The 18,987-nt window shown below is 66.5% G+C and carries 20 protein-coding genes and 1 tRNA gene; 12 read left to right on the forward strand and 9 right to left on the reverse strand.

Features of this window, described 5'->3' with window-relative positions:
• Window positions 1–82: 82 nt before the first annotated feature.
• Window positions 83–1,456 (reverse strand): DNA repair protein RadA, encoded by a 1,374-nt coding sequence (gene radA, locus NIBR502770_RS19305; RefSeq protein ID WP_141183024.1) that lies wholly within the window; start codon window positions 1,454–1,456, stop codon window positions 83–85.
• 29 nt (window positions 1,457–1,485) lie between these two features.
• Window positions 1,486–2,613, reverse strand: coding sequence for an aromatic acid exporter family protein (locus tag NIBR502770_RS19310; RefSeq protein ID WP_141158549.1), 1,128 nt, complete (start codon window positions 2,611–2,613; stop codon window positions 1,486–1,488).
• A 251-nt stretch (window positions 2,614–2,864) separates the two neighbouring features.
• Between NIBR502770_RS19310 and pstS the strand changes: the two genes are divergently transcribed.
• The 5 genes from pstS to NIBR502770_RS19335 all read left to right on the forward strand — a co-directional run bounded on the left by pstS (window position 2,865) and on the right by NIBR502770_RS19335 (window position 7,492).
• Complete coding sequence (pstS, locus tag NIBR502770_RS19315; RefSeq protein ID WP_141183025.1) at window positions 2,865–3,986, forward strand: phosphate ABC transporter substrate-binding protein PstS; 1,122 nt, start codon at window positions 2,865–2,867, stop codon at window positions 3,984–3,986.
• 103 nt (window positions 3,987–4,089) lie between these two features.
• On the forward strand, window positions 4,090–5,022 hold the full coding sequence (gene pstC / locus NIBR502770_RS19320) for a phosphate ABC transporter permease subunit PstC (protein ID WP_141158547.1): 933 nt from the start codon (window positions 4,090–4,092) through the stop codon (window positions 5,020–5,022).
• Window positions 5,023–6,135, forward strand: coding sequence for a phosphate ABC transporter permease PstA (pstA, locus tag NIBR502770_RS19325; RefSeq protein ID WP_141158546.1), 1,113 nt, complete (start codon window positions 5,023–5,025; stop codon window positions 6,133–6,135).
• A 76-nt stretch (window positions 6,136–6,211) separates the two neighbouring features.
• A complete protein-coding gene (pstB, locus tag NIBR502770_RS19330; RefSeq protein WP_018763202.1) occupies window positions 6,212–6,991 on the forward strand; it encodes a phosphate ABC transporter ATP-binding protein PstB in 780 nt (259 codons plus the stop codon).
• Window positions 6,992–7,084: 93 nt separating this feature from the next.
• Window positions 7,085–7,492 carry a hypothetical protein gene (locus NIBR502770_RS19335; protein ID WP_141183026.1) on the forward strand — a complete coding sequence of 136 codons (408 nt, stop codon included), beginning with the start codon at window positions 7,085–7,087 and terminating at the stop codon, window positions 7,490–7,492.
• A 131-nt stretch (window positions 7,493–7,623) separates the two neighbouring features.
• Here NIBR502770_RS19335 and NIBR502770_RS19340 read toward each other — a convergent pair whose 3' ends face one another.
• The 4 genes from NIBR502770_RS19340 to NIBR502770_RS19355 all read right to left on the reverse strand — a co-directional run bounded on the left by NIBR502770_RS19340 (window position 7,624) and on the right by NIBR502770_RS19355 (window position 10,803).
• The gene (locus NIBR502770_RS19340; protein WP_141183027.1) at window positions 7,624–8,031 is read right to left on the reverse strand and encodes a hypothetical protein; all 408 of its coding nucleotides are present in this window, start codon (window positions 8,029–8,031) and stop codon (window positions 7,624–7,626) included.
• A 168-nt stretch (window positions 8,032–8,199) separates the two neighbouring features.
• Window positions 8,200–9,210 (reverse strand): inorganic phosphate transporter, encoded by a 1,011-nt coding sequence (locus NIBR502770_RS19345; protein WP_141183028.1) that lies wholly within the window; start codon window positions 9,208–9,210, stop codon window positions 8,200–8,202.
• 1 nt (window position 9,211) lies between these two features.
• A complete protein-coding gene (locus tag NIBR502770_RS19350) occupies window positions 9,212–9,829 on the reverse strand; it encodes a DUF47 domain-containing protein (RefSeq protein WP_141161397.1) in 618 nt (205 codons plus the stop codon).
• Window positions 9,830–10,143: 314 nt separating this feature from the next.
• On the reverse strand, window positions 10,144–10,803 hold the full coding sequence (locus NIBR502770_RS19355) for a hypothetical protein (RefSeq protein ID WP_141183029.1): 660 nt from the start codon (window positions 10,801–10,803) through the stop codon (window positions 10,144–10,146).
• A gap of 210 nt (window positions 10,804–11,013) precedes the next feature.
• On the opposite strand from NIBR502770_RS19355, the gene NIBR502770_RS19360 reads away from it, so the two are divergent.
• Window positions 11,014–11,086, forward strand: a tRNA-Lys gene (locus tag NIBR502770_RS19360).
• Between the two features lie 501 nt (window positions 11,087–11,587).
• Window positions 11,588–11,950 (forward strand): N-acetyltransferase, encoded by a 363-nt coding sequence (locus NIBR502770_RS19365; protein WP_168223147.1) that lies wholly within the window; start codon window positions 11,588–11,590, stop codon window positions 11,948–11,950.
• A gap of 18 nt (window positions 11,951–11,968) precedes the next feature.
• On the opposite strand, the gene NIBR502770_RS21370 is transcribed toward NIBR502770_RS19365, so the two are convergent.
• Window positions 11,969–12,781, reverse strand: coding sequence for an IS3 family transposase (locus tag NIBR502770_RS21370; RefSeq protein WP_246857330.1), 813 nt, complete (start codon window positions 12,779–12,781; stop codon window positions 11,969–11,971).
• 38 nt (window positions 12,782–12,819) lie between these two features.
• Complete coding sequence (locus NIBR502770_RS21375; RefSeq protein WP_210418889.1) at window positions 12,820–13,290, reverse strand: helix-turn-helix domain-containing protein; 471 nt, start codon at window positions 13,288–13,290, stop codon at window positions 12,820–12,822.
• A gap of 340 nt (window positions 13,291–13,630) precedes the next feature.
• Here NIBR502770_RS21375 and NIBR502770_RS19380 point away from each other — a divergent pair, with 340 nt between their 5' ends.
• The 5 genes from NIBR502770_RS19380 to NIBR502770_RS19400 all read left to right on the forward strand — a co-directional run bounded on the left by NIBR502770_RS19380 (window position 13,631) and on the right by NIBR502770_RS19400 (window position 17,974).
• Window positions 13,631–14,650: a LacI family DNA-binding transcriptional regulator gene (locus tag NIBR502770_RS19380; protein ID WP_141183030.1), complete on the forward strand. Its 1,020-nt coding sequence runs from the start codon at window positions 13,631–13,633 to the stop codon at window positions 14,648–14,650.
• 180 nt (window positions 14,651–14,830) lie between these two features.
• Complete coding sequence (locus NIBR502770_RS19385; RefSeq protein ID WP_141183031.1) at window positions 14,831–15,667, forward strand: DUF4397 domain-containing protein; 837 nt, start codon at window positions 14,831–14,833, stop codon at window positions 15,665–15,667.
• A gap of 113 nt (window positions 15,668–15,780) precedes the next feature.
• Window positions 15,781–16,500: a class F sortase gene (locus tag NIBR502770_RS19390; RefSeq protein WP_141183032.1), complete on the forward strand. Its 720-nt coding sequence runs from the start codon at window positions 15,781–15,783 to the stop codon at window positions 16,498–16,500.
• Window positions 16,501–16,545: 45 nt separating this feature from the next.
• The gene (locus NIBR502770_RS19395) at window positions 16,546–17,160 is read left to right on the forward strand and encodes an RNA polymerase sigma factor (protein ID WP_210418890.1); all 615 of its coding nucleotides are present in this window, start codon (window positions 16,546–16,548) and stop codon (window positions 17,158–17,160) included.
• Window positions 17,147–17,974: an anti-sigma factor gene (locus tag NIBR502770_RS19400; protein ID WP_141183034.1), complete on the forward strand. Its 828-nt coding sequence runs from the start codon at window positions 17,147–17,149 to the stop codon at window positions 17,972–17,974. The genes NIBR502770_RS19395 and NIBR502770_RS19400 overlap by 14 nt, the downstream gene beginning before the upstream one ends.
• 48 nt (window positions 17,975–18,022) lie before the next feature.
• On the opposite strand, the gene NIBR502770_RS19405 is transcribed toward NIBR502770_RS19400, so the two are convergent.
• Window positions 18,023–18,973 carry an ANTAR domain-containing response regulator gene (locus tag NIBR502770_RS19405; protein WP_141183035.1) on the reverse strand — a complete coding sequence of 317 codons (951 nt, stop codon included), beginning with the start codon at window positions 18,971–18,973 and terminating at the stop codon, window positions 18,023–18,025.
• Between the last annotated feature and the right edge of the window lie 14 nt (window positions 18,974–18,987).

An 18,987-nucleotide genomic window follows, 5' to 3' on the forward strand; every position in this document is an offset into this window, starting at 1 on the left:
GTCTGCCTGAAGGTTCTGCACCTAGAGTACCTGCCGGGAAACCGGGCGGCCGCCAGGCCCTACGACCGCCAGGCTTGGGCTGCTAGCCGATTAACAAGCTGAGCGCCTCCGTTAGGTGCTCCACTTCCCGCACCGAGAAGCCGGCCGGCACAGGCCCCGGCCCCGTGTGGCTGGCAGGAACCACGGCGTGCGTGAACCCCAGCCGGTGGGCCTCCTGGATGCGCTGGTTGATCCCGGGAACGGGCCGGACCTCGCCGGCCAGGCCTACCTCGCCAAAGGCAACCAGGCGGATGGGCAAGGGCTTGCGGGCCTTGGCTGAGGCCACGGCAAGGGCGACGGCAAGGTCCGTGGCAGGTTCACTGAGCTTCACCCCGCCCACGGTGGCAACGTAGGAGTCATCCTTGTGCAGCAGGGTGCCCGCACGCTGCTGCAGCACGGCCAGCAGCATGGACACCCGCGAGCTGTCCAGGCCGCTGGTGGCGCGGCGCGGCTGCGAGTTGGGGCTTTCGGCGAGCAGCGACTGCACCTCCGCCAGCAGGGGACGGCGCCCCTCCATGGTGACCGTGATGCAGGTCCCGGAGACAGGTTCCTTGGTGCGGCTGACGAACAGTCCGGACGGATCGGCCAGGCCCTCGATGCCGTTCTCATTGAGGTCGAAGCACCCGACGTCGTCGGTGGGCCCATACCTGTTCTTCACCGCGCGCAGGAGCCGCAGCCGGGAGTGCCGCTCGCCCTCGAACTGGCACACCACGTCCACCAGGTGTTCCAGCAGGCGGGGACCGGCGATGGATCCGTCCTTGGTGACGTGACCGACCAGCAGGGTGGTCATGTTCCGCCGTTTGGCGGCCGCAATGATCGATGCCGCCACCTCGCGGACCTGGGATACGCCGCCGGCGCTGCCGTCGACATCGGCGCTGCTGAGGGTCTGCACGGAGTCCACGATCAGCAGCCGCGGTTCGATCTTTTCCACCTGCCCCAGGGCCTGCCCCAGGTCCGTTTCCGCCGACAGGTACAGGGATTCTGCGACGGCGTCGATCCGCTCGGCGCGCAGCTTCACCTGGGCAGCCGACTCTTCACCGGTGACGTAGAGGACATCCTGGGCAGTCCGGGCGAACTTGGCGGCCACGTCCAGCAGCAGCGTGGATTTTCCGACGCCGGGTTCGCCAGCGAGCAGGATGACAGCGCCGGGAACCAATCCGCCGCCCAGAACTCGGTCCAGTTCGTCCACGCCGGTGGGAAGGAAAGCCGCCGTGGTGGCGTCCACATCGGCAATCCGGCGCGCAGGCTCCACGACTGTCGTGGCCGCCGTCGTCCGCGCCACGGCGGTGCCCGTTTCCTCAACCGTGCCCCAGGCCTGGCACTCGCCGCAGCGGCCCACCCACTTGGCCGTGGTCCAGCCGCACTCGGCGCATTTGTACGCGGGCGCCTTGGACGCCCGGGATGTCTTTGTTGCCATGCGTCCAACCCTAGTGGCGGCCACCGACACTAAAGCGCGGGCAGGACGTCCCTGGCCTCGGCGGCGTCCATGCCGGTGGCTTCCAGGAGGTCCACCATCAGCGGCCGGAACAGCATGACGACGGTTTCGCCTTCCAGCCGCTGGACCTCCAGCAGTTTGGGATGCAGGCGAAGGGCGATCTCGCTCAGGTCCCGACGGGCAGTGCGCAGGTGGGCGCGGCGCACTCCTTCATGCGTCTCCGCGAGCCCCAGCGACAGCTCGTCGATGGCGGCGGCCGTCTCCTGCAGCACCCCGGCGATGCTGTCCGTCGCCTCATCCGAGAGCGCTGTGTGGTTGATGGCGCTGGTCAGCCGGCGGGCGAACACGCGGCTGTTCCTCAGGGCAAGGTCGATGAAATCCAGGGACTGCTTCAGCCGGTCCAGTTCATCGCGGTGCCGGCGGTAGGCGGGAGCCAGGGTGGCAACCTCGCCGGACGCGCGAAGGGACTGGCGCATGGCATCCACGAGGGGCTGACAGTTCCTGCCGCGGATCAGGGCGTGCCAGGCCTGCGTGGAGTCACTGTTCACCAGCGCGCCGGCGCATTCCCGCAGTACCTCCGCCAGTTCATGCAGCAGCTTCCGCACATCCCGGCGCGGCTCCTGGCGGGGATCCTTGGGCACCAGGATGGTCACCAGCAGGGCGAACATGCCGCCCACCACAGCATCGATACTGCGGGTGAACGGGCCACCGGACGGTGCCGGGAGCAAGACCACCAGCAGCGACTGCAGCGCCAGTTGGGTGGTGAAGATGTTTCCGCTGTCCAGGAACCGGGCCAGCAGGATGGAGAAGAGGAGCACGACGGCGGCCACCCAGATGTCGCCCCCCAGCCAGTGCAGGAGCAGGTCACCGACGGCGATGCCGATGGTGCAGCCCAGGCCGACTTCCATCACCCGCCGCAGCCGGGGCTCACGGGAAAACCCCAGGGCGATCAGGGACGAGGTGGCGGCGAAGAGCGGCCCGGTGTGGCCAAGGATGTACTCCGCGAAGGCGTAGGCGCCCACGGCGCAGACCGTCATCTGGATGGCAGGGACAAACGAGTTGCGGCTGCGGATCAGCCCGGTCCGGACCCGGCTGCGCAGGAACCGCTTAGTTGTTGAGAGTCCTGCTGGGATGGCCATGGGTCCAATACTATTCAGTGCCGATCCCCTGCCCTGCTCAGGTGCACTACGGCCACGCGTGTGATCTGCGCAATGGTGACCCGGCATTTGTCAGCCAAAATCCCGCCGTCGTTAATCCTCCGTTCACTTTGGACAGCCCATCCCGTTACCTGCGGCCCATAACTTACTTGAAGGTACAAAACGTACGCATCGCGCAGCAGGGTTCTCCGTCCCTGTCCCGCACCTGAATAACCCTGGAAGGGGTACATCTAGTGAAGGCACTCCGCTTCGGCCGCCACGCGGCTATCGCTGTTATCGCAGCCGGCGCACTCGCGCTTACCGCCTGCGGTTCAGACAACGCCACGAACACCGCGCCTGCAGGCTCCCAGTCCGCCGGCGGCCCCAAGGTCACCGGCACGCTGACCGGCATTGGTTCCTCCGCCCAGGGCGCAGCCATGGACGCCTGGAAGACCAACTTCGCCTCCGCCAACTCCGGCGCCACCGTGCAGTACTCCCCGGACGGCTCCGGTGCGGGCCGCAAGGCAATCCTGGACGGTTCGGCCCAGTTCGCAGGCTCGGACGCCTACCTGAAGGATGATGAATACGCCTCGTCCAAGTCCGTCTGCGGACCCGACGGCGCCATCAACGTTCCCGTCTACATCTCCCCGATCGCCGTGGCCTTCAACGTTCCCGGCGTCACCGACCTGAAGCTGGACGCCACCACCGTGGCCAAGATCTTCCGCGGCCAGATCGCCAAGTGGAACGACCCCGCCATCGCTGCCCTGAACGCCGGCGTTACGCTGCCGGACCTGAAGGTCACGCCGGTAAACCGCTCCGACGACTCCGGCACCACGCAGAACTTCACTGACTACCTGTCCGCCGCCGCGTCCGACGTCTGGACCGACCCGGCCGCCGGTATCTGGCCCGCCAGCCTCAAGGGCGAAAACGCCAAGGGCACCTCCGGTGTGGTCAAGACCGTCACCGACACCCCCGGTGCCGTGACCTACGCTGACGATTCCGCCGTCAGCGGCAAGCTGGGCGTTGCCCAGATCAAGGTGGGCGATTCCTTCACCAAGATCTCCGCCGACGCTGCTGCCAAGGCAGTGGACGCCGGCCAGCCCGTCGCCGGCCGCGCCGCCAACGACCTCTCCATCAAGCTGGACCGCAAGACCACCATCGCCGGAGCCTACCCGATCGTCCTGGTGTCCTTCCACGTCCTGTGCACCACCTACGACAAGCAGGAGACCGTTGACCTGATCAAGGCCTTCGAGCACTACGTAGTTTCCTCCGAAGGCCAGAAGGCTGCAGCAGACTCGGCAAAGTCCGCCCCGCTGTCCTCCGACCTCGCAGCAAAGGCCGCCAAGGCCATCGACTCGATCAAGGTCAAGTCCTAGCCAACGCTGTAAAACCGGGTTCCCCGCCTGCCGGATGGCAGTGCGGGGAACTTGGCTTTGCACCCCGCTTCCTTAATCCAGCAACGAATCGAAGGGCCGTCGAATGACCGCCACCTCCCTGACCAGTACCCAGGGCGCCGGGCGCGCCGGGGACAAAGTCTTCTCCGGTGCCACGCTCGCCGCCGGGTGCCTGATCCTCGCCGTCCTCTTCGGCGTCGCTCTCTTCCTGGTAGTCCAGGCAATTCCCGCGCTGACCGCTCCCGCAGACAAGATCCAGGGCGGGCAGGGTTTCTTCGCCTACATCTGGCCCATCGTGATCGGCACCCTGATCGCCGCAGCCATCGCGCTGGTGATCGCCACCCCCATCGCCATCGGCGTGGCGCTGTTCATCTCCCACTTCGCACCCCGCCGCCTCGCCTCCGGACTCGGCTACGTGGTGGACCTGCTCGCCGCCATCCCCTCCGTGGTCTACGGCGCCTGGGGCGCTGCCTTCCTTGCCAAGGAGATCTCCCCGGCGTACGGCTGGCTCGCGGCAAACATGGGCTGGCTCCCCATCTTCCAAGGCCCTGCGTCCAGCACCGGCAAGACCATCCTCACCGCGGGCATCGTCCTCGCCGTCATGGTCCTGCCCATCATCACCTCGCTGTCCCGCGAGATCTTCCTGCAGACCCCCAAGCTGCATGAGGAAGCTGCCCTCGCGCTCGGTGCAACCCGCTGGGAGATGATCAGGATGGCCGTGCTGCCCTTCGCCCGTCCGGGCATCATCAGCGCCATCATGCTGGGCCTGGGCCGCGCACTCGGCGAGACCATGGCCGTTGCCCTGGTGCTCTCCTCCGGTGCCCTGACCGCCAGCCTGATCCAGTCCGGAAACCAGACCATCGCAGCCGAGATCGCCCTGAACTTCCCCGAAGCCAGCGGCCTCAAGGTCAGCACCCTGATCGCCGCGGGCCTGGTGCTGTTCGTCATCACCCTTGGCGTGAACATGATCGCGCGCTGGGTCATCACCCGGCACAAAGAATTCTCGGGAGCCAACTAAATGACCTCCACGCTTACCCCGGTCCGCAGCAAGCGGTCTGCCCTCACCAAGGGCCAGCTGCCCAAGTATGCACCCTATGCAGTGCTCGTCGGAGCCCTGATCGTCGGGGCCGCCATCCTCGCCCTGATCGGCTTCAACCCGTTCGGCTGGGGCCTGGTTTCGGCGATTTTGTTCGCCGTTGGCCTGGTTTCCTGGAGCGCCGCCGTGGAAGGCTCCCGCAAGGCCAAGGACAAGCTGGCCACCTGCCTGGTGGTCGGCTCGTTCCTGGTGGCATTGCTGCCCCTCGTCTCGGTGATCTGGACCGTACTGGTCAACGGCATCCCCGGACTTATCGACCCCGGATTCCTCACCACCTCCATGAACGGGGTCACCGGCGCCTTCGACAACAAGGCCGTCGAAAGCGGCGCCCCGGTGATGGGCGGCATCTACCACGCCCTCCTGGGCACGGTGCAGATCACGCTGCTGGCCACCGTCATCTCCGTTCCCGTGGGCCTGCTCACGGCCATCTACCTGGTGGAGTACGGCCACGACGGCCGCCTGGCCAAGGCCATCACGTTCTTCGTGGACGTCATGACCGGCATCCCGTCCATCGTGGCCGGCCTGTTCGCAGCCGCGTTCTTCTTCGCAGTGGTGGGCCCGGGCACCAAAACTGGTGCGGTCGCCGCCGTCGCCCTTTCCGTCCTGATGATCCCCGTGGTGGTCCGCTCCAGCGAGGAAATGCTCAAGATCGTCCCCAACGAGCTCCGCGAAGCCGCCTATGCCCTGGGCGTCCGCAAGTGGCGGACCATCCTCAAGGTGGTTATCCCGACGGCGATCTCGGGCATCGCGTCCGGCGTCACCCTGGCGATCGCCCGGGTTATCGGTGAGACGGCGCCCATCCTGGTCACCGCAGGCTTTGCCACCAGCATCAACTCCAACGTGTTCGGCGGCTGGATGGCCTCGCTTCCCACGTTCATCTACACCCAGATCCTCAACCCCACCTCGCCCTCCAACCCGGACCCGTCCTCACAGCGGGCCTGGGGTGCGGCGCTGGTGCTGATCATCCTGGTGATGGTCCTGAATCTGGTGGCGCGTCTGATCGCCCGGATCTTCGCCCCCAAAACGGGCCGGTAGCCAGACCAGCCGCATCTTCCGCCCACCCGTGGCGGATCCTAGACTTCAATCCATACCCAGTAAGTGAAGGAACACCATGTCTAAGCGCATCGACGTCAAGGACCTGAACGTGTACTACGGCGATTTCCTCGCCGTTGAGGACGTCAGCATCAACATCGAGGCCAAGTCCGTCACCGCGTTCATCGGCCCCTCCGGCTGCGGAAAGTCCACCTTCCTCCGCACCCTGAACCGTATGCACGAGGTCATCCCCGGCGCCCGCGTCGAGGGCGAGGTCCTGCTGGACGGCGACAACCTCTACGGACCCGGCGTGGACCCTGTCACCGTGCGCTCGCAGATCGGCATGGTCTTCCAGCGGCCCAACCCGTTCCCCACCATGTCCATCCGGGACAACGTGCTGGCAGGCGTGAAGCTGAACAACAAGAAGATCTCCAAGGGCGAGGCCGACGTCCTGGTGGAACGCTCGCTTAAGGGCGCCAACCTGTGGAACGAGGTCAAGGACCGGCTGGAGAAGCCCGGCTCCGGCCTCTCCGGCGGCCAGCAGCAGCGCCTCTGCATTGCCCGTGCCATTGCCGTGGAGCCGCAGGTGATCCTCATGGATGAGCCCTGCTCCGCCTTGGACCCGATCTCCACCTTGGCCATCGAGGACCTCATCAACGAGCTCAAGGACCAGTACACCGTGGTGATCGTGACCCACAACATGCAGCAGGCCGCGCGTGTGTCCGACAAGACGGCGTTCTTCAACATCGCGGGCACCGGCAAGCCGGGCAAGCTGATCGAGTACGGCGATACCCACACCATCTTCAGCAACCCCGTGCAGAAGGCCACCGAGGACTACGTTTCCGGCCGCTTCGGGTGAGCCATTGGCGCCGTTGGCGATCTACTGACGGGTTTAGTACGCTTATCTAGATACTTCCGGAACTAGTAGTAAGCCCGCTAAAGGAGTTTTGCCATGACGCAGACGGCCAGTGACCCCATGGGCCCCCAACTTACTGTTTCCGTACCTGAGAGGGACGCCGTGCAGGATGCCGTGGAACCGGCCCAGGCGTTTGCCGCCGCGGCGGGGCTGGCGGGGCCCCTTGCGGCCGGGCCGCTGGCGCCCGAGCTTGAACCGCATCTCTCGCTGGCTGTGGCCCCCGCTGAGGAAGAGGACGTGCTGGCCGAGGTGTGGCGCACCAGCTCCCGCCTCGAAAGCATGCAGTGGGAGCTGGATACCGCCCAGGAGTCCCTGCGGCAGGCAGTCCGCAAAGCCTCGGCAGCCGGAGTCGCGGACCATGAACTGTGCGCGGCGGCCAACCTCACGCAGGACGAACTCACCACCGTGCTGGTGGCCGCGGCGCCCGTAACCCTGGAGCTCTAGCAAACCCTGTGGCTGGCCGTCCCCATTGGGGGCTGGGCTCGCTGTGCAGGGGCTGCCCCTGCACGCTAAGCCGGCCCGTCACTGCGCCGCGCGGTACATCCAGCGCGGTACAGGGGCGCCCTGCGGAGTGGCTATTCGGGAACTTCCAGCTGGAACCCGCAGTGGCAGCGCAGGACCCGGGTGGGGAGGGCCACGTCGCTGAGCGTGCTGCCCGACCTGCCGCTGCGGTAGCAGAGCCGCTCAACCTCGAACTCCGCCTCTTCCATGGGGAAGCCGCAGTGGATGTAGTCGTCCCCGAAGAGGATGACATCGGTCTTCCAGTGCACCTGGTTCAGCGCGGCCGCAACGTCTGTGGCGTAGGCGGTGTGTTCCTGGAACAGGTCGCAGTCGTTGCAGGTGTAAGAGACCGTGACCAGGTCACTGCCTGCCGCGCCGATGGCCGTGATCGCGTGGATGGTGAGCTGGTGCTCGGTTCCGCAGGCCTCGCACCGGGGCTGCCGGGGCTGTGGAAGGGGGCGCCGGGAATACGAGGGAGACATGACGCCTGCTCTTTTCCGCGTTGTGCATCCGAACCGCCGGTTGGCTGCAGCGGCGCGTCGTCCGCAGCCCTGCACACGGCGTGGACGCCGGTCCCCGGCACCGTTGACCCGGGGGCGCACTTTGAATGTACGTCACACCGGATTCCCTGTATAGGGGGAGCTGCCCGCCTACGTGGAGATGGGGGAGAGTGCCAGCGCAAGCACGAAGCCGAGGGCGCAGGTAGCCAGCGGGGTCAGCCCCCAGAGCCACAGGATCCGGATGACCAGCTTCCGGTTGGTGACCGAAAAATGCTGGTTCTCCCCTGCACCCAGGGCGCCGGCTGTGACGGTGTGGGTGGTGGAGAGGGGCCAGTGCAGCCCGATCGCGCCCACAAAGAGCATCACCGCGCTGAATGTCTGGGCCACGGAGCCACGCAGGGGATCGATCCTGGTGATCTTGTAGCCGATGGTGTGCGAGATCCGCCACCCTCCGAAAAGGGTCCCGGCGGTCATCATCACCGCGGAAAGCCCCGCCACCCAGGTGGGGATTCCGCCGTCGGCATAGCCGGCCGCCAGCAGTGCCAGCAGCAGGACGGCGCTGACGCGCTGTCCGTCCTGCAGGCCGTGGCCGAACGCCACTGCCCCCGCCGCTACGGCCTGCCCCCGGCGGAACCGCTGGTTCACCACGTTGGCCTGGGTGTAGCGGGCCACCCATGTGGCCGGGTACACCAGGAGGAAGGAGCCGCTGTAGGCCACCAGCGGGGAGAGGACCAGCGGCAGGACCACCTGGAACAGCAGCGACTGGTCCACGCCGGCAACGCCCGGGCCTCCGATGGCCAGGCTCGCAAGCCCTGCACCGGCAAGGCCGCCCACCAGGGCATGGGTGGAGGACGCGGGAATGCCGCGCCACCACATCAGGATGCCCCATGCGCACGCGCTGGCCAGGCCGGCCACCAGGATGGACAGTCCGTCGGTGCCGGCGGGGAGGCTGATCCAGGTCCGGCTGACGGCGACGGCGAGCAGGGCGCTGAGGAGGGCGCCGACAAAGTTGAAGAACGCCGCCAGGAGGATGCCCACGCTGGGGGTGAGGGCCCGGTTCCGCACCGCCAGGGCCACCGAGGTGGATGCGTCGCGGAAGCCGTTCAGGAAGGCAAACGCCGCGGCCAGCAGGACCACCGCGCCGAAGATGACTGCCGCCACGTCAGGATTCCTTGACGATGATGCTGCCTACCTGGGTGGCCACCCGCCGCATGTCCTTGGTGACCTCCACCAGCTGGTTGGCGATGTCGCGGTTGCGGGAATACTGCGCCCACTTCATGTCCGCGATCATGTCCGCCACCCACACGCGGTGTGTGCGCTCCGCCCGTTTGGCGAGGCGCAGGATCTCGATCCAGTAGTCCTCGAGGTCGTCCAGGTCATTGAGCCTGCGCATGGCGTCAACGGTCAGTTCGGCCTGCCGGCTGATGATCTCCAGCTGGTCGGCGGCGCGTTTGGGGAGACGGTCAAGCCGGTACAGGGCCACCAGTTCCGCTGCCGCGTCCATCTTCTCCATGGCCTCGTTGAGGTACCGGGACAGGGCGTACATGTCCTCGCGGGGAAGGGGGTTTACGAAGCTGGTGCGCATGTGGGTCAGCAGCGCGAAATGCAGTTCGGCGGACTTGGCCTCGATGTTGTGCATGTCCTCGACGAGCTTGGCGTGCTCGTCCGCGGGTACGCCAAGGATCTCGGCCAGGGTGGCGGTGGCCAGCACGATCTGTTGTGCCATCTGTGAGAGCAGGTTCAGCCCTGCGGGCTCCTGTGGAAAAAGGCGCAGCTTCACGTGTTTACTGGTCTCCAGGGACTTATCAAGGCGGGGGTTGCTGCCGTGTGACTTGACGGCGGCGGGCAACTGGGGATTACTCTACCGGCCCGTAACTGCACCCCGGAATCGGCCACCTGGAAGAGGGCAGAAAAATGGTGCCGAACCGGATACGCCTCTCGGCGGTAGGCCGCTCTAGGCGGCTAATTGTTGAAGCCCGGGGGTTTCGCGGCTCGGCACCGGTTTCAGTCTTCTACTTCACCCGGCCCAAGTCAATCTTGACAGCGGGGGCTTGGTTCGTCCCGGAAATCCGGTCCGGCGGCTCCAGCCGGGGCTCAGTCCAGTTCGCCCAGGCGCCACGCGTTGGCGGCATGTTCCAGGTCCTCGGCGGTCTTCACCAGCTGGTGGGAGTTGCGGGTCAGCTTGCTGGCATGGGCCTCGTTGGCGTGTTCGGCGCCGTCGGCGAGGGTGGCCTGCCCGAGCGCCACGACGCGGCAGAACGCGGCGGAGCGTTCCAGCGCGACGTCGAAGTCGCCGTCGAATGCGCCGGAAAGGATGGCATCCGCCATGGTGCGCATTTCGTCGGCGCCCGGCGGCTCAGCCGCGCCGGCCACCACGTTGGATACCTGGGCGGTGTCCCGTCCCGCCCGGAAATAGACACTGATGCGCTCAGGGTCCTGGACGGTGGCGGCGCGCAGCGCGTAAAGCCGCCACAGCGCGCCGGGAAGTGAGCGGGCGGGGCTCTCGGCCCACATCTCGGCGATCGCATCCAGCCCCTGTTCGTCCGCGAGCTTGACCAGCCGTTCGGTGATCACGGGATCGTCGCTGTCGCGGCCATGGCGGACCAGTGCCTGCGCGGCAAGGTGGGCGGCCTCCGACACGCGGGCGGGATCGGCCCCGCCTGCGAAGGGCTCGAAGTCCATCGGCGCGAAGGGCTTGGGCTTATGGTGCCGGTTGCTGCCGCCGTACGGAGTGTGTCCTGCTTGCTCGCTCATGCCCCCACGCTACTCCTGTGCCGCCGCGGAAATCGAGCGTCTTCAGGGCTTGTCCGCTGGCGGCGGGAAGGCCTGGAACCGTGGGGTGGAAAGGTTCGACGGCGGCGCCCGCGGCGTGTGCCAAGTGGCTGGAACCATGGGTTAGAGTATTAACGTCCAGAAATGGATTGGGCCGTACGGGCAGGCACAGCGTGTTTGACCGGCCGGCAGGGGCCTTTAGCTCAGTTGGTAGAGCATCGGACTTTTAATCCGTGGGTCGTGGGTTCGAGCCCCACAGGGCCCACCCATCAGGACTACGAAGGTCCGCCGCTAGTGAACTGGTCCCCGAAAGTTGGACTCGTTAATGTGCGGGTTCCACTTTAGCGGCCAGAGATCGGCCCTTCACAGAAGTCCTCTTCCCATTGGGACGGGGGACTTCTGTCGTTGCTGGTGCAGAGCCGTCGACTGACAGAGCTACTTGGTGAATTTCTTCCCGAGGATTCTGCCCGTTCCAGTGTCAATGGATACGCGATTGAGACGGCAGCTGGCGAGACACGGCCATCTATTCCGTTCTGCGCGAGGAATGGCCATACGTGCGCAGGGGCTATTGATCAGGCGTTTGGTGACGTAGCTCGAGGAGCCCGAACGGTGAGGAGAAGCCGCAGAAGGTTCGTGACACGATCGTCGTATGACTTCATCACCACTGCCAGTTGTACGCGAGGAGCGAGGAAACGCAGCCGCGAGAGATGCTGCAGGGATCTGGGCTCGTGCTACTGCCCGTCGCGACCGACTCCCTGCGGTCCCGATGCTCGAGGACAAGCTGCCCGGTATTGAATCAGCTCTTGCCTGCGATGGGGCGCTGCTTTTGATCGCTCGCGTCGAGGGAGAAGCAAGGGCCTTTGCGCTAGTCATTCCCCGCGTCGATGTTCTGGAAGTGCTCTACTTGGCGGTTGATCCGACGGCCTGGGGCACTGGCCTCGCCCGCGAGGTCCTCGACCACCTCCGCCATCACTCAGCAAAGGAAAAGACTCCGATGGAACTTTGGGTTATCGCGGACAACAGCAGAGCGATCGCTTCCTACGAAAGTGCTGGATGGACCCGAACGACCGAAGTTAAGGTTCGTAACTCGTCAGGCCGACCGGAACGCCGCTACATCTTGACTCATTGAAGGTTGGCTAGGAGAGACCTATGCCGCAAGCGTCTGAGCCCGGTACTGTACCGGGCTCAAACCATTGAGCCTGGTGGAGATTCTTTCGGTGTTGTACCAGCGGATGTACTCGTGCAGCGCTGATGCGAGTGCGTCGGTGTTGAGGAACCCGACGCGGTGGAAGAGCTCTTCCTTGAGGTGTCCGAAGAAGTTCTCCATGACAGCGTTGTCGTAGCAGTTGGCTTTGCGGGACATCGATTGGACCGCGCCGGCGTTCGCCAAGAGCGTGCGCCAGGAGTTGTGCTGATATTGGAATCCCTGGTCGGAGTGCACGAGTGGTTTCTGCCCGTTCTCCAGCGTGGCCAAGGCGCCGCGCAGCGAGGCGTTGGCCAGCTCTAGATTGGGCGAGGTGCCAATCGCGTAGGAGATGATCTGCCGGTCGAAAAGGTCCATGATCGGTGAGAGGTAGAGTTTCCGGTCACCGACACTGAACTCGGTCACATCGGTGACCCACTTCTGGTTTGGGGCGTCCGCTTCGAACTGGCGTTTCAGCAGGTTCGGGGCCACGATGCCCTGCTCGCCCTGGTAGGAGTTGTACCGCTTCCTGCTTCGGACCTTGCAGACCAGCCGCAGGGAACGCATCAGCTTCAGTACGGTCTTCTTCGCGACCGTCCACCCTTGCTTGAGCAGTTCAACATGGATCCGGCGGTGTCCGTACCGGCCGTGGTTCCTCTTGAAAATCTCCGTGACAGCTGCCTTTAGGGAAGCCCGCGGATCGGGGGCTTGGAGGCGGGACTGGTGGTAGAAGAACGTGGACCGGGGTAGCCCGGCTACGTCCAGGAGAACTTCCAATCGATGTTCGGCCTTGAGAGCGATGACAGCACGGACCTTTAGCGCTGTTCCCCGTCCCTCAAGGCGTTTACTTTTCCCAGGAAGGCCACCTCTGCGCGCAGGCGTTCGTTCTCACGGCGCAGTTGCTCTACCTCAGACTCAGGTTTCCTTGCTGTCCCAGGATTCGTCTTCGGACGGCCTTTCGGCTTGGGGCGCAGCCCGTCCTCGCCTTCGGTCCGGTACTGACGCGCCCACTTCTCGAGCAACAGTGGAGAGGACAGCCCAAGCTCTTTCGCCAGGGCGACTTTGGGCTCACCCGCACGGTATCGCTGCACAGCATCAAGTTTGAACTCAAACGAGAACACCGGTCGTGTTGGCTTCGCCACCAGCGTCGTACCTCCGCGCGTCCGCCATCGACCATACAAGCGTTTGATGGCACCTTTACCTACTCCGAGTCGGGTCGCTACCGCCCAAGCACCCCAACCCGTTTCAAACAACGCTACCGCGGCCTCGCGCTGCTCCTCGGACAACGAACTTCTTCCATGCATAAAACTGCTCCCCGAAAGTCAGAACTGATTTCTCAGTCCAACTTTCGGGGAGCAGTTCACTAGCGCAGGCGGACCTTTCCTTTTAACCTCTTCCGGACCCCAGCTTCCATCCCGGCGGCAGCCCGCCCGAACCCCCTGATGTGTTCCGGCGGGTGCATGGTTCAGCTGGCGGGGTCGTACTGGAAAGCCCGCACCTCCTGTGCGCAGCGGCAGGCCCTGGCGATTTTCGCGGCCCACCGGGCAGCTGCGGCGCAAGGATCCATCCGGAATCGCCAGCCCATTTGCGCACGCGGGGCACCGGGGTCACAGGCACAATAGGCTCATGGCAAATACCAGCAAGGGCCGGATGCCGCGCCTGGAAGACGTGGCCAAGGTGGCCGGCGTCTCCCACCAGACCGTCTCCCGCGTGGTGAACCACCACCCCAATGTCAGCAAGGCAACCCGGGAAAAGGTGGAGGCGGCCATCGCGGAACTGGGATACCGGCGCAACACGGCAGCCCGGAGCCTGGTTACGCGGCGCTCGCAGACCATCGGCGTGCTGGCCAGTGAGCTTTCCCAGTACGGTCCGGCCAACACCCTGCTGGGCGTTGAGCATGCCGCCCGCAACGCCGGCTACTTTGTCAGCATCGCTGCACTGCGGGAGGTCAGCCGGGAAGCCATTTCCGACGCCGTAGGCCACTTTATGGACCAGGCCGTGGACGGGATCGCGGTGCTGGTGCCGCACGCGGACACCCTCGCCGTGCTGGAGCAGATGAACCTTCCGGTGCCCGTGGTGGCCGTGGGCTCTGCTGGCAGCGCGAAGGTGAGCGGGGCCATGGTGGACCAGCGTGCTGGCGCAAGGCTCGCCGTCGAGCATCTCGTCGGGGAAGGCCACCGGCAGATCGGGCACATCGCCGGGCCGCCCGACTGGACGGACGGGGCAGAACGGGCGGAGGGGTGGCGGGCCGTCCTCCGGGAGGCAGGCCTGGACGAATCCCTCCTGGTGGAGGGGGACTGGAGCGCGGGGAGCGGCTACGCGATCGGCCGCCGGCTTGCGTCCGGACTCACGGCGACAGCCATCTTCGTGGGAAACGACCAGATGGCGCTGGGCCTCCTGCGTGCGTTCACGGAGGCAGGCGTCAAGGTGCCCGACGACGTCTCCGTGGTGGGTTTCGACGACCAGCCGGAAGCCGGGTACTTCACGCCGCCGCTGACTACCGTCCGCCAGGACTTCGAGGAACTGGGACGCCGCTGCATGGACATCATGCTGGAGGAGATCGAGTCCGGGGCCGCGGTGAGCTCCACCGTGGTGCCGCCGCAACTGGTCCTCCGCGCCAGCACCGCCTCCCCGGCGTCGTCCTAGCGGCGACGGAAGCCAGGGGGCCAAAAGCCAGGGGCGCCGCAAACCCTTGGGCGGACGCAACAATTGCGGCAGGAAAAATCCAAAAAATCTCCATGAATCTGCATCCAAATTCGTGCCCGCGGCGGTAGTAGGGGTGTCAGAACAAAACGCCCGGCAGCCGGGCCTTTCAAGGAGATGGACATGCGCAAAACGATCTTCACCGCAGGTGCCGGTGCGGCAGCCATTGCAGCCGCAATCGCCCTGGCCGGTCCCGCCAATGCAGCAGAGGGAGACGCCCAGCTCTCGGTGCTGCACGGGGTCCCCGGACTGACCGTGGATGTATGGGTCAACGGCGACCGCACGCTTGATGATTTCGCCCCGGGAACCCTTGCCGGGCCGCTTGCCCTCCCGGCCGGCACCTACGAAATTGCCATCACGGCAGCCGACGCCGCGGACGCCTCCGCCCCGGCAATCGGTCCCGTCAGCGTCAACCTGGCCGCCAATGGAAACTACACTGCCGCGGCCCACCTGGGCGCGGACGGCAAGCCCACGGCGAGCCTGTTCACCAATGACGTCTCCCAAATCCCGGCGGGCAAGGGCAAGCTGACGGTCCGGCACGCCGCGGCGGCACCCGCCGTCGACGTCCTGGCAGGAGGTACCGCCGTGGTCACCAACCTGGCCAACCCGAACGAACAGACCCTTACCCTTGATCCGGGAACGGTTCCTGCCGCGGTCGCCGCCGCCGGCACCACCGCCCCGGTGATCGGCCCGGGGGACGTCACCGTGGCCGAAGGGACGCACACCATCGTCTACGCCTGGGGCAGCCTGGCGGACCAGAACCTGAAGCTCGCCGTGCAGACCATCGAAGGCCTGCACACGGCTCCGGCATCCGTGCCCGGTGCCCTTGGCGGCTCACCCGACCCCGGCAGGGCAGGCTCCGCAGTTGCCACTGCCGGGTTCAGCCTTGCAGCCCTGGCGTTGCTGGCCGGCGCTGTGGGCGTAAGCCGCGCAGTCCGTACCCGGCGTGCGGAGCTGTAAGCGGCGCCGCTGATTGACCGTCAGGCGCAGGGGCCCGGCCGCTCACCCGCGGACGGGCCTTTGCGCCGGGCCATTTCCTGTCCAGTGACATGTTCCCGGGAAGGGCGGAAGCAATGAACGCACGTACGACGCCGGCGGGTGGGTACCGCCGTCGGCATTCCTTCAGGAGCGTGGCAGCGGCGGTGGCAGTCGGGGTGCTGGCTCTTTCCGGCTGCGGTTCCCCTGGGCCGGACGGTTCCCCGCAGGTGTCGCCTCCAGCGGCTGCCCCCAGCCCGGCGGCTCCGTCGGCCTCCGCCCTGCCGCAGGCCCCCACGGGCGGAAGCGGCCCTGCGGTTGCGCCGCCAGGTGCCATTCAGGTCAGGCCGGCCACCCTGCCGGCCAGTGCCGCCGTGCCGGCGCCCACCACGCTTAGTGTGGCGGGCACCGCCATCGACATGCCGGTGGTGCCCGGGGGAGTATCCGCCGGGGGAGCGATGGAGATTCCGGACGTGTTCGACCGCGCCGCGTGGTACAGGTTCGGCCCGGCGCCCGGGGCAGCCGAAGGCGCTGCCGTTATCGCCGGCCACATCGACACAAGATCGGACCGCGCGCCGTTCTCCGCGCTGAAGTCGGTCCCGGCCGGAACCATCATCCGGGTGGGAAGGGAAGGCGCTCCCGCTGTCACCTACCGGGTGGTTGGCGTGGAACTGATGGCGAAGGACAGGCTCGACGGCGGGTCCCTTTTCAGGCGGACGGGTCCACACGAACTCAAGTTGGTTACCTGCGGCGGCACATGGCTGGACGAGCGGATGGACTACAGCGACAATGTGATTGTTACCGCAGTCCCTGCCTGAGCCGGCTCCGCCTTGAACCGGTTCGTGCCCGGCCAGTGGACCGCAATGTATCTCGTCGCCGAAGCCGGGAGGGAGCCGCCCGTGACGCTCCCCGGCAGTGACTCCCCTGGATGGGATGACGGGCTGACTGCATCCTTCCTGTCCGGCGATGAGCAGGCGCTGGCGGCGGCCTACCGCGAGTTCGCGCCACTGGTGCACACGCTGGCCCTGCGGTCCCTGGCGGACCGGGCGGCCGCAGACGACGTCACCCAGGAGGTCTTCATCCGGGTATGGCGCTCGCGGAACACCTTCAATCCGCAGGTGGCCCGGCTCCCGGCCTGGATCGTTGGAATCACCCGCAATGCCATCACGGACGCCCAGCAGTCGTCCGCCCGCGAAGCGCTCAAGGCCTATGCCGCTGCGGGCGCCGGGATGGCAACGGAGGCGGGGGCGGGGATGGAAGCGGCGGAAACGCTCGCCGACCGGCTGCTCCTGGACGGCGAACTGGAGCGGCTGGGTGAGCCCCAGGGCTCCATCATGAAGCTTGCCTTCTACGAGGACCTGACGCACGAACAGATCTCGCGGAAACTGGACCTGCCGCTTGGTACCGTCAAGAGCCACATCCGCCGCAGCCTGACGCACCTAAGAAGCAGATTGGAGGTAGACCATGCCGCATCTTGATCCGGAACAGTTGAGCCTCCTGGCGCTGTACGACGACTGGGATGACCCGGATGGCCGGCAGCACCTCCTGGTCTGCTCCCGGTGCGCCGCCGATTACGCTGCCCTGCGCCGCACCGTGGAAGCGGTAAAGACAACGCCTGACACCAGCCGGCTGTCCGTTCCCGGGCCCCAGGTCTGGGCCGGAATCCACCGCGAACTGGGCCTCGGGGAGCCCGTCCGGGAGGACCCGCTCGCGGCTGCGGCTCCCCAGGAGGCAGGCGCCGGCACGGATGGTGCGGCAACTCCCGCTGCCACGCCGGCACCCGCGGCTGGGCCGTCGTCGAACGTTGTCCGGCTGGGTGCCGGAACGAAGGGCGCGCCCACCAGGGGTGCCCGCGGCGGGACGGCATGGTGGCAGCATCCAGGCACCTGGCTGGCCACGGCGGCAGCTGCTGTCCTGGTGGTTTTCGGCACCGTCTGGGCCTTCGACCGGCCACCCCAGCCGCAGGAGCTGGCCGCAGCCCGGCTGAGCCCCCTCGCGCAGCACTCGGCGGCGGGGTCGGCCAAGGTGGTGGCGGCCGCAGACGGTTCGCGCAGCCTGTATGTGAGCCTGGACAAGGATGAGGCCAAGGGTTACCAGGAGGTTTGGCTCATTGCGCCGGATCTCTCCAAGCTGGTGAGCCTGGGGGTCATGAACACCACATCGGGAACGTTCCAGGTGCCGGCAGGCCTTGACCTCTCCCAGTACCCGGTGGTGGACGTGTCCGACGAACCCATGGACGGCAATCCGGCCCACTCCAGCGTCAGCATCGCCAGGGGCACCCTCACATCCTGAGCTGCGCCGGGGCGCCCCGGGAGTGCCCCGTCGCAGTGCGTTTGCGGGTCAGCGGCCGAAGTGCGGGTGCGGCGCACCTTCGGGCAGGCGCTCAAGGATGTCTTCGGCCACCTTGCGGACCTTGATGTTCCGGTGGCTCGAAGCCTTGGCAAGGATGGAGAAGGCCTCCTGGTAGGAGCACCTGTTCTGGGCCATGATCACTCCGCACGCCACGTTGATGGAGGTGCGGCTGTCCAGTGCCGAGCGGAGGTCGCTGGCCAGCGAGCGTGCAGTGTGCAGGTTGATGGCCATCTGGAGGCTTCTCGTGGCCAGCTGCGCGAAGCTTCGTGCTTCGGCAATGGCCTGGAGTGGGAAGGCTTTTGCGTCCTGGGCGAAGAAGGCGAGGGCAGCGCTCGACTGGCCGAGGTTGCTGGTGCCGGGGACCCCGTCGTCGGAGGGAAGATCAGCGTCCAGGCGAAGCCTGACGGCAAGGGTGCTGCCGAAGCCGGCCGCCTGCAGGTGGCTTGAGTACTGCCGCCACCGGAAATCGCCGTTGCGTTGGAGGACCGCCACGGGGTGGCCGCCGGACATCACATCGGTCACCGGCCCCTCGGCCCTTTCCCGCTCCCAGTCGAGCAACCGGACTATCTCGTCGGTGGTGCCGGTGATTACAGCCCCGCGCTTGGGCTGCAGCAGCACCAGTCCGCAGCCCACATCGATTCCGGCGGTCCGGACCACGTGGACAGCCGATGCTGCCACCAGCAGGTCCAGGGAATCTGCCAGGGTCTGGGCGCCGTTCACCAGGTCAAGAAGAAGGGCGTTGTTCCGTGGAGCCGCCCGTACTTGGCTGGCAGCGGAGGGCAGGGGGGAATGCCCGCCGCGGCGGGCCAGACGGGCCGGAGGGCCGGCGACGGCTGGGGGAGAGCCCTTGGTCTCGAAGGACTCCTCGTCGCCGGCCCCGCCTATTACCCGGGTCCGGTGGACCGGGAAGCTTGGGCCTACATGTTGTGAGTGATGCATACCAGTCTCGAACC

This window comes from Pseudarthrobacter sp. NIBRBAC000502770, from assembly GCF_006517815.1.
GTDB classification, from domain to species: Bacteria; Actinomycetota; Actinomycetes; order Actinomycetales; family Micrococcaceae; genus Arthrobacter; species Arthrobacter niigatensis.

Excerpts from the sequence above, each read along its gene's own strand:
- NIBR502770_RS19390 (WP_141183032.1), top strand. The coding sequence starts at position 15,781 with ATGAACGCACGTACGACGCCGGCGGGTGGGTACCGCCGTCGGCATTCC.
- NIBR502770_RS19385 (WP_141183031.1), top strand. The coding sequence starts at position 14,831 with ATGCGCAAAACGATCTTCACCGCAGGTGCCGGTGCGGCAGCCATTGCA.
- NIBR502770_RS19380 (WP_141183030.1), top strand. The coding sequence starts at position 13,631 with ATGGCAAATACCAGCAAGGGCCGGATGCCGCGCCTGGAAGACGTGGCC.
- NIBR502770_RS19395 (WP_210418890.1), top strand. The coding sequence starts at position 16,546 with ATGTATCTCGTCGCCGAAGCCGGGAGGGAGCCGCCCGTGACGCTCCCC.
- NIBR502770_RS19340 (WP_141183027.1), bottom strand. The coding sequence starts at position 8,031 with ATGTCTCCCTCGTATTCCCGGCGCCCCCTTCCACAGCCCCGGCAGCCC.
- NIBR502770_RS19310 (WP_141158549.1), bottom strand. The coding sequence starts at position 2,613 with ATGGCCATCCCAGCAGGACTCTCAACAACTAAGCGGTTCCTGCGCAGC.
- pstA (WP_141158546.1), top strand. The coding sequence starts at position 5,023 with ATGACCTCCACGCTTACCCCGGTCCGCAGCAAGCGGTCTGCCCTCACC.
- radA (WP_141183024.1), bottom strand. The coding sequence starts at position 1,456 with ATGGCAACAAAGACATCCCGGGCGTCCAAGGCGCCCGCGTACAAATGC.
- pstB (WP_018763202.1), top strand. The coding sequence starts at position 6,212 with ATGTCTAAGCGCATCGACGTCAAGGACCTGAACGTGTACTACGGCGAT.
- NIBR502770_RS19365 (WP_168223147.1), top strand. The coding sequence starts at position 11,588 with ATGCTCGAGGACAAGCTGCCCGGTATTGAATCAGCTCTTGCCTGCGAT.
- NIBR502770_RS19405 (WP_141183035.1), bottom strand. The coding sequence starts at position 18,973 with ATGCATCACTCACAACATGTAGGCCCAAGCTTCCCGGTCCACCGGACC.
- NIBR502770_RS19400 (WP_141183034.1), top strand. The coding sequence starts at position 17,147 with ATGCCGCATCTTGATCCGGAACAGTTGAGCCTCCTGGCGCTGTACGAC.
- NIBR502770_RS19355 (WP_141183029.1), bottom strand. The coding sequence starts at position 10,803 with ATGAGCGAGCAAGCAGGACACACTCCGTACGGCGGCAGCAACCGGCAC.
- NIBR502770_RS19335 (WP_141183026.1), top strand. The coding sequence starts at position 7,085 with ATGACGCAGACGGCCAGTGACCCCATGGGCCCCCAACTTACTGTTTCC.
- pstC (WP_141158547.1), top strand. The coding sequence starts at position 4,090 with ATGACCGCCACCTCCCTGACCAGTACCCAGGGCGCCGGGCGCGCCGGG.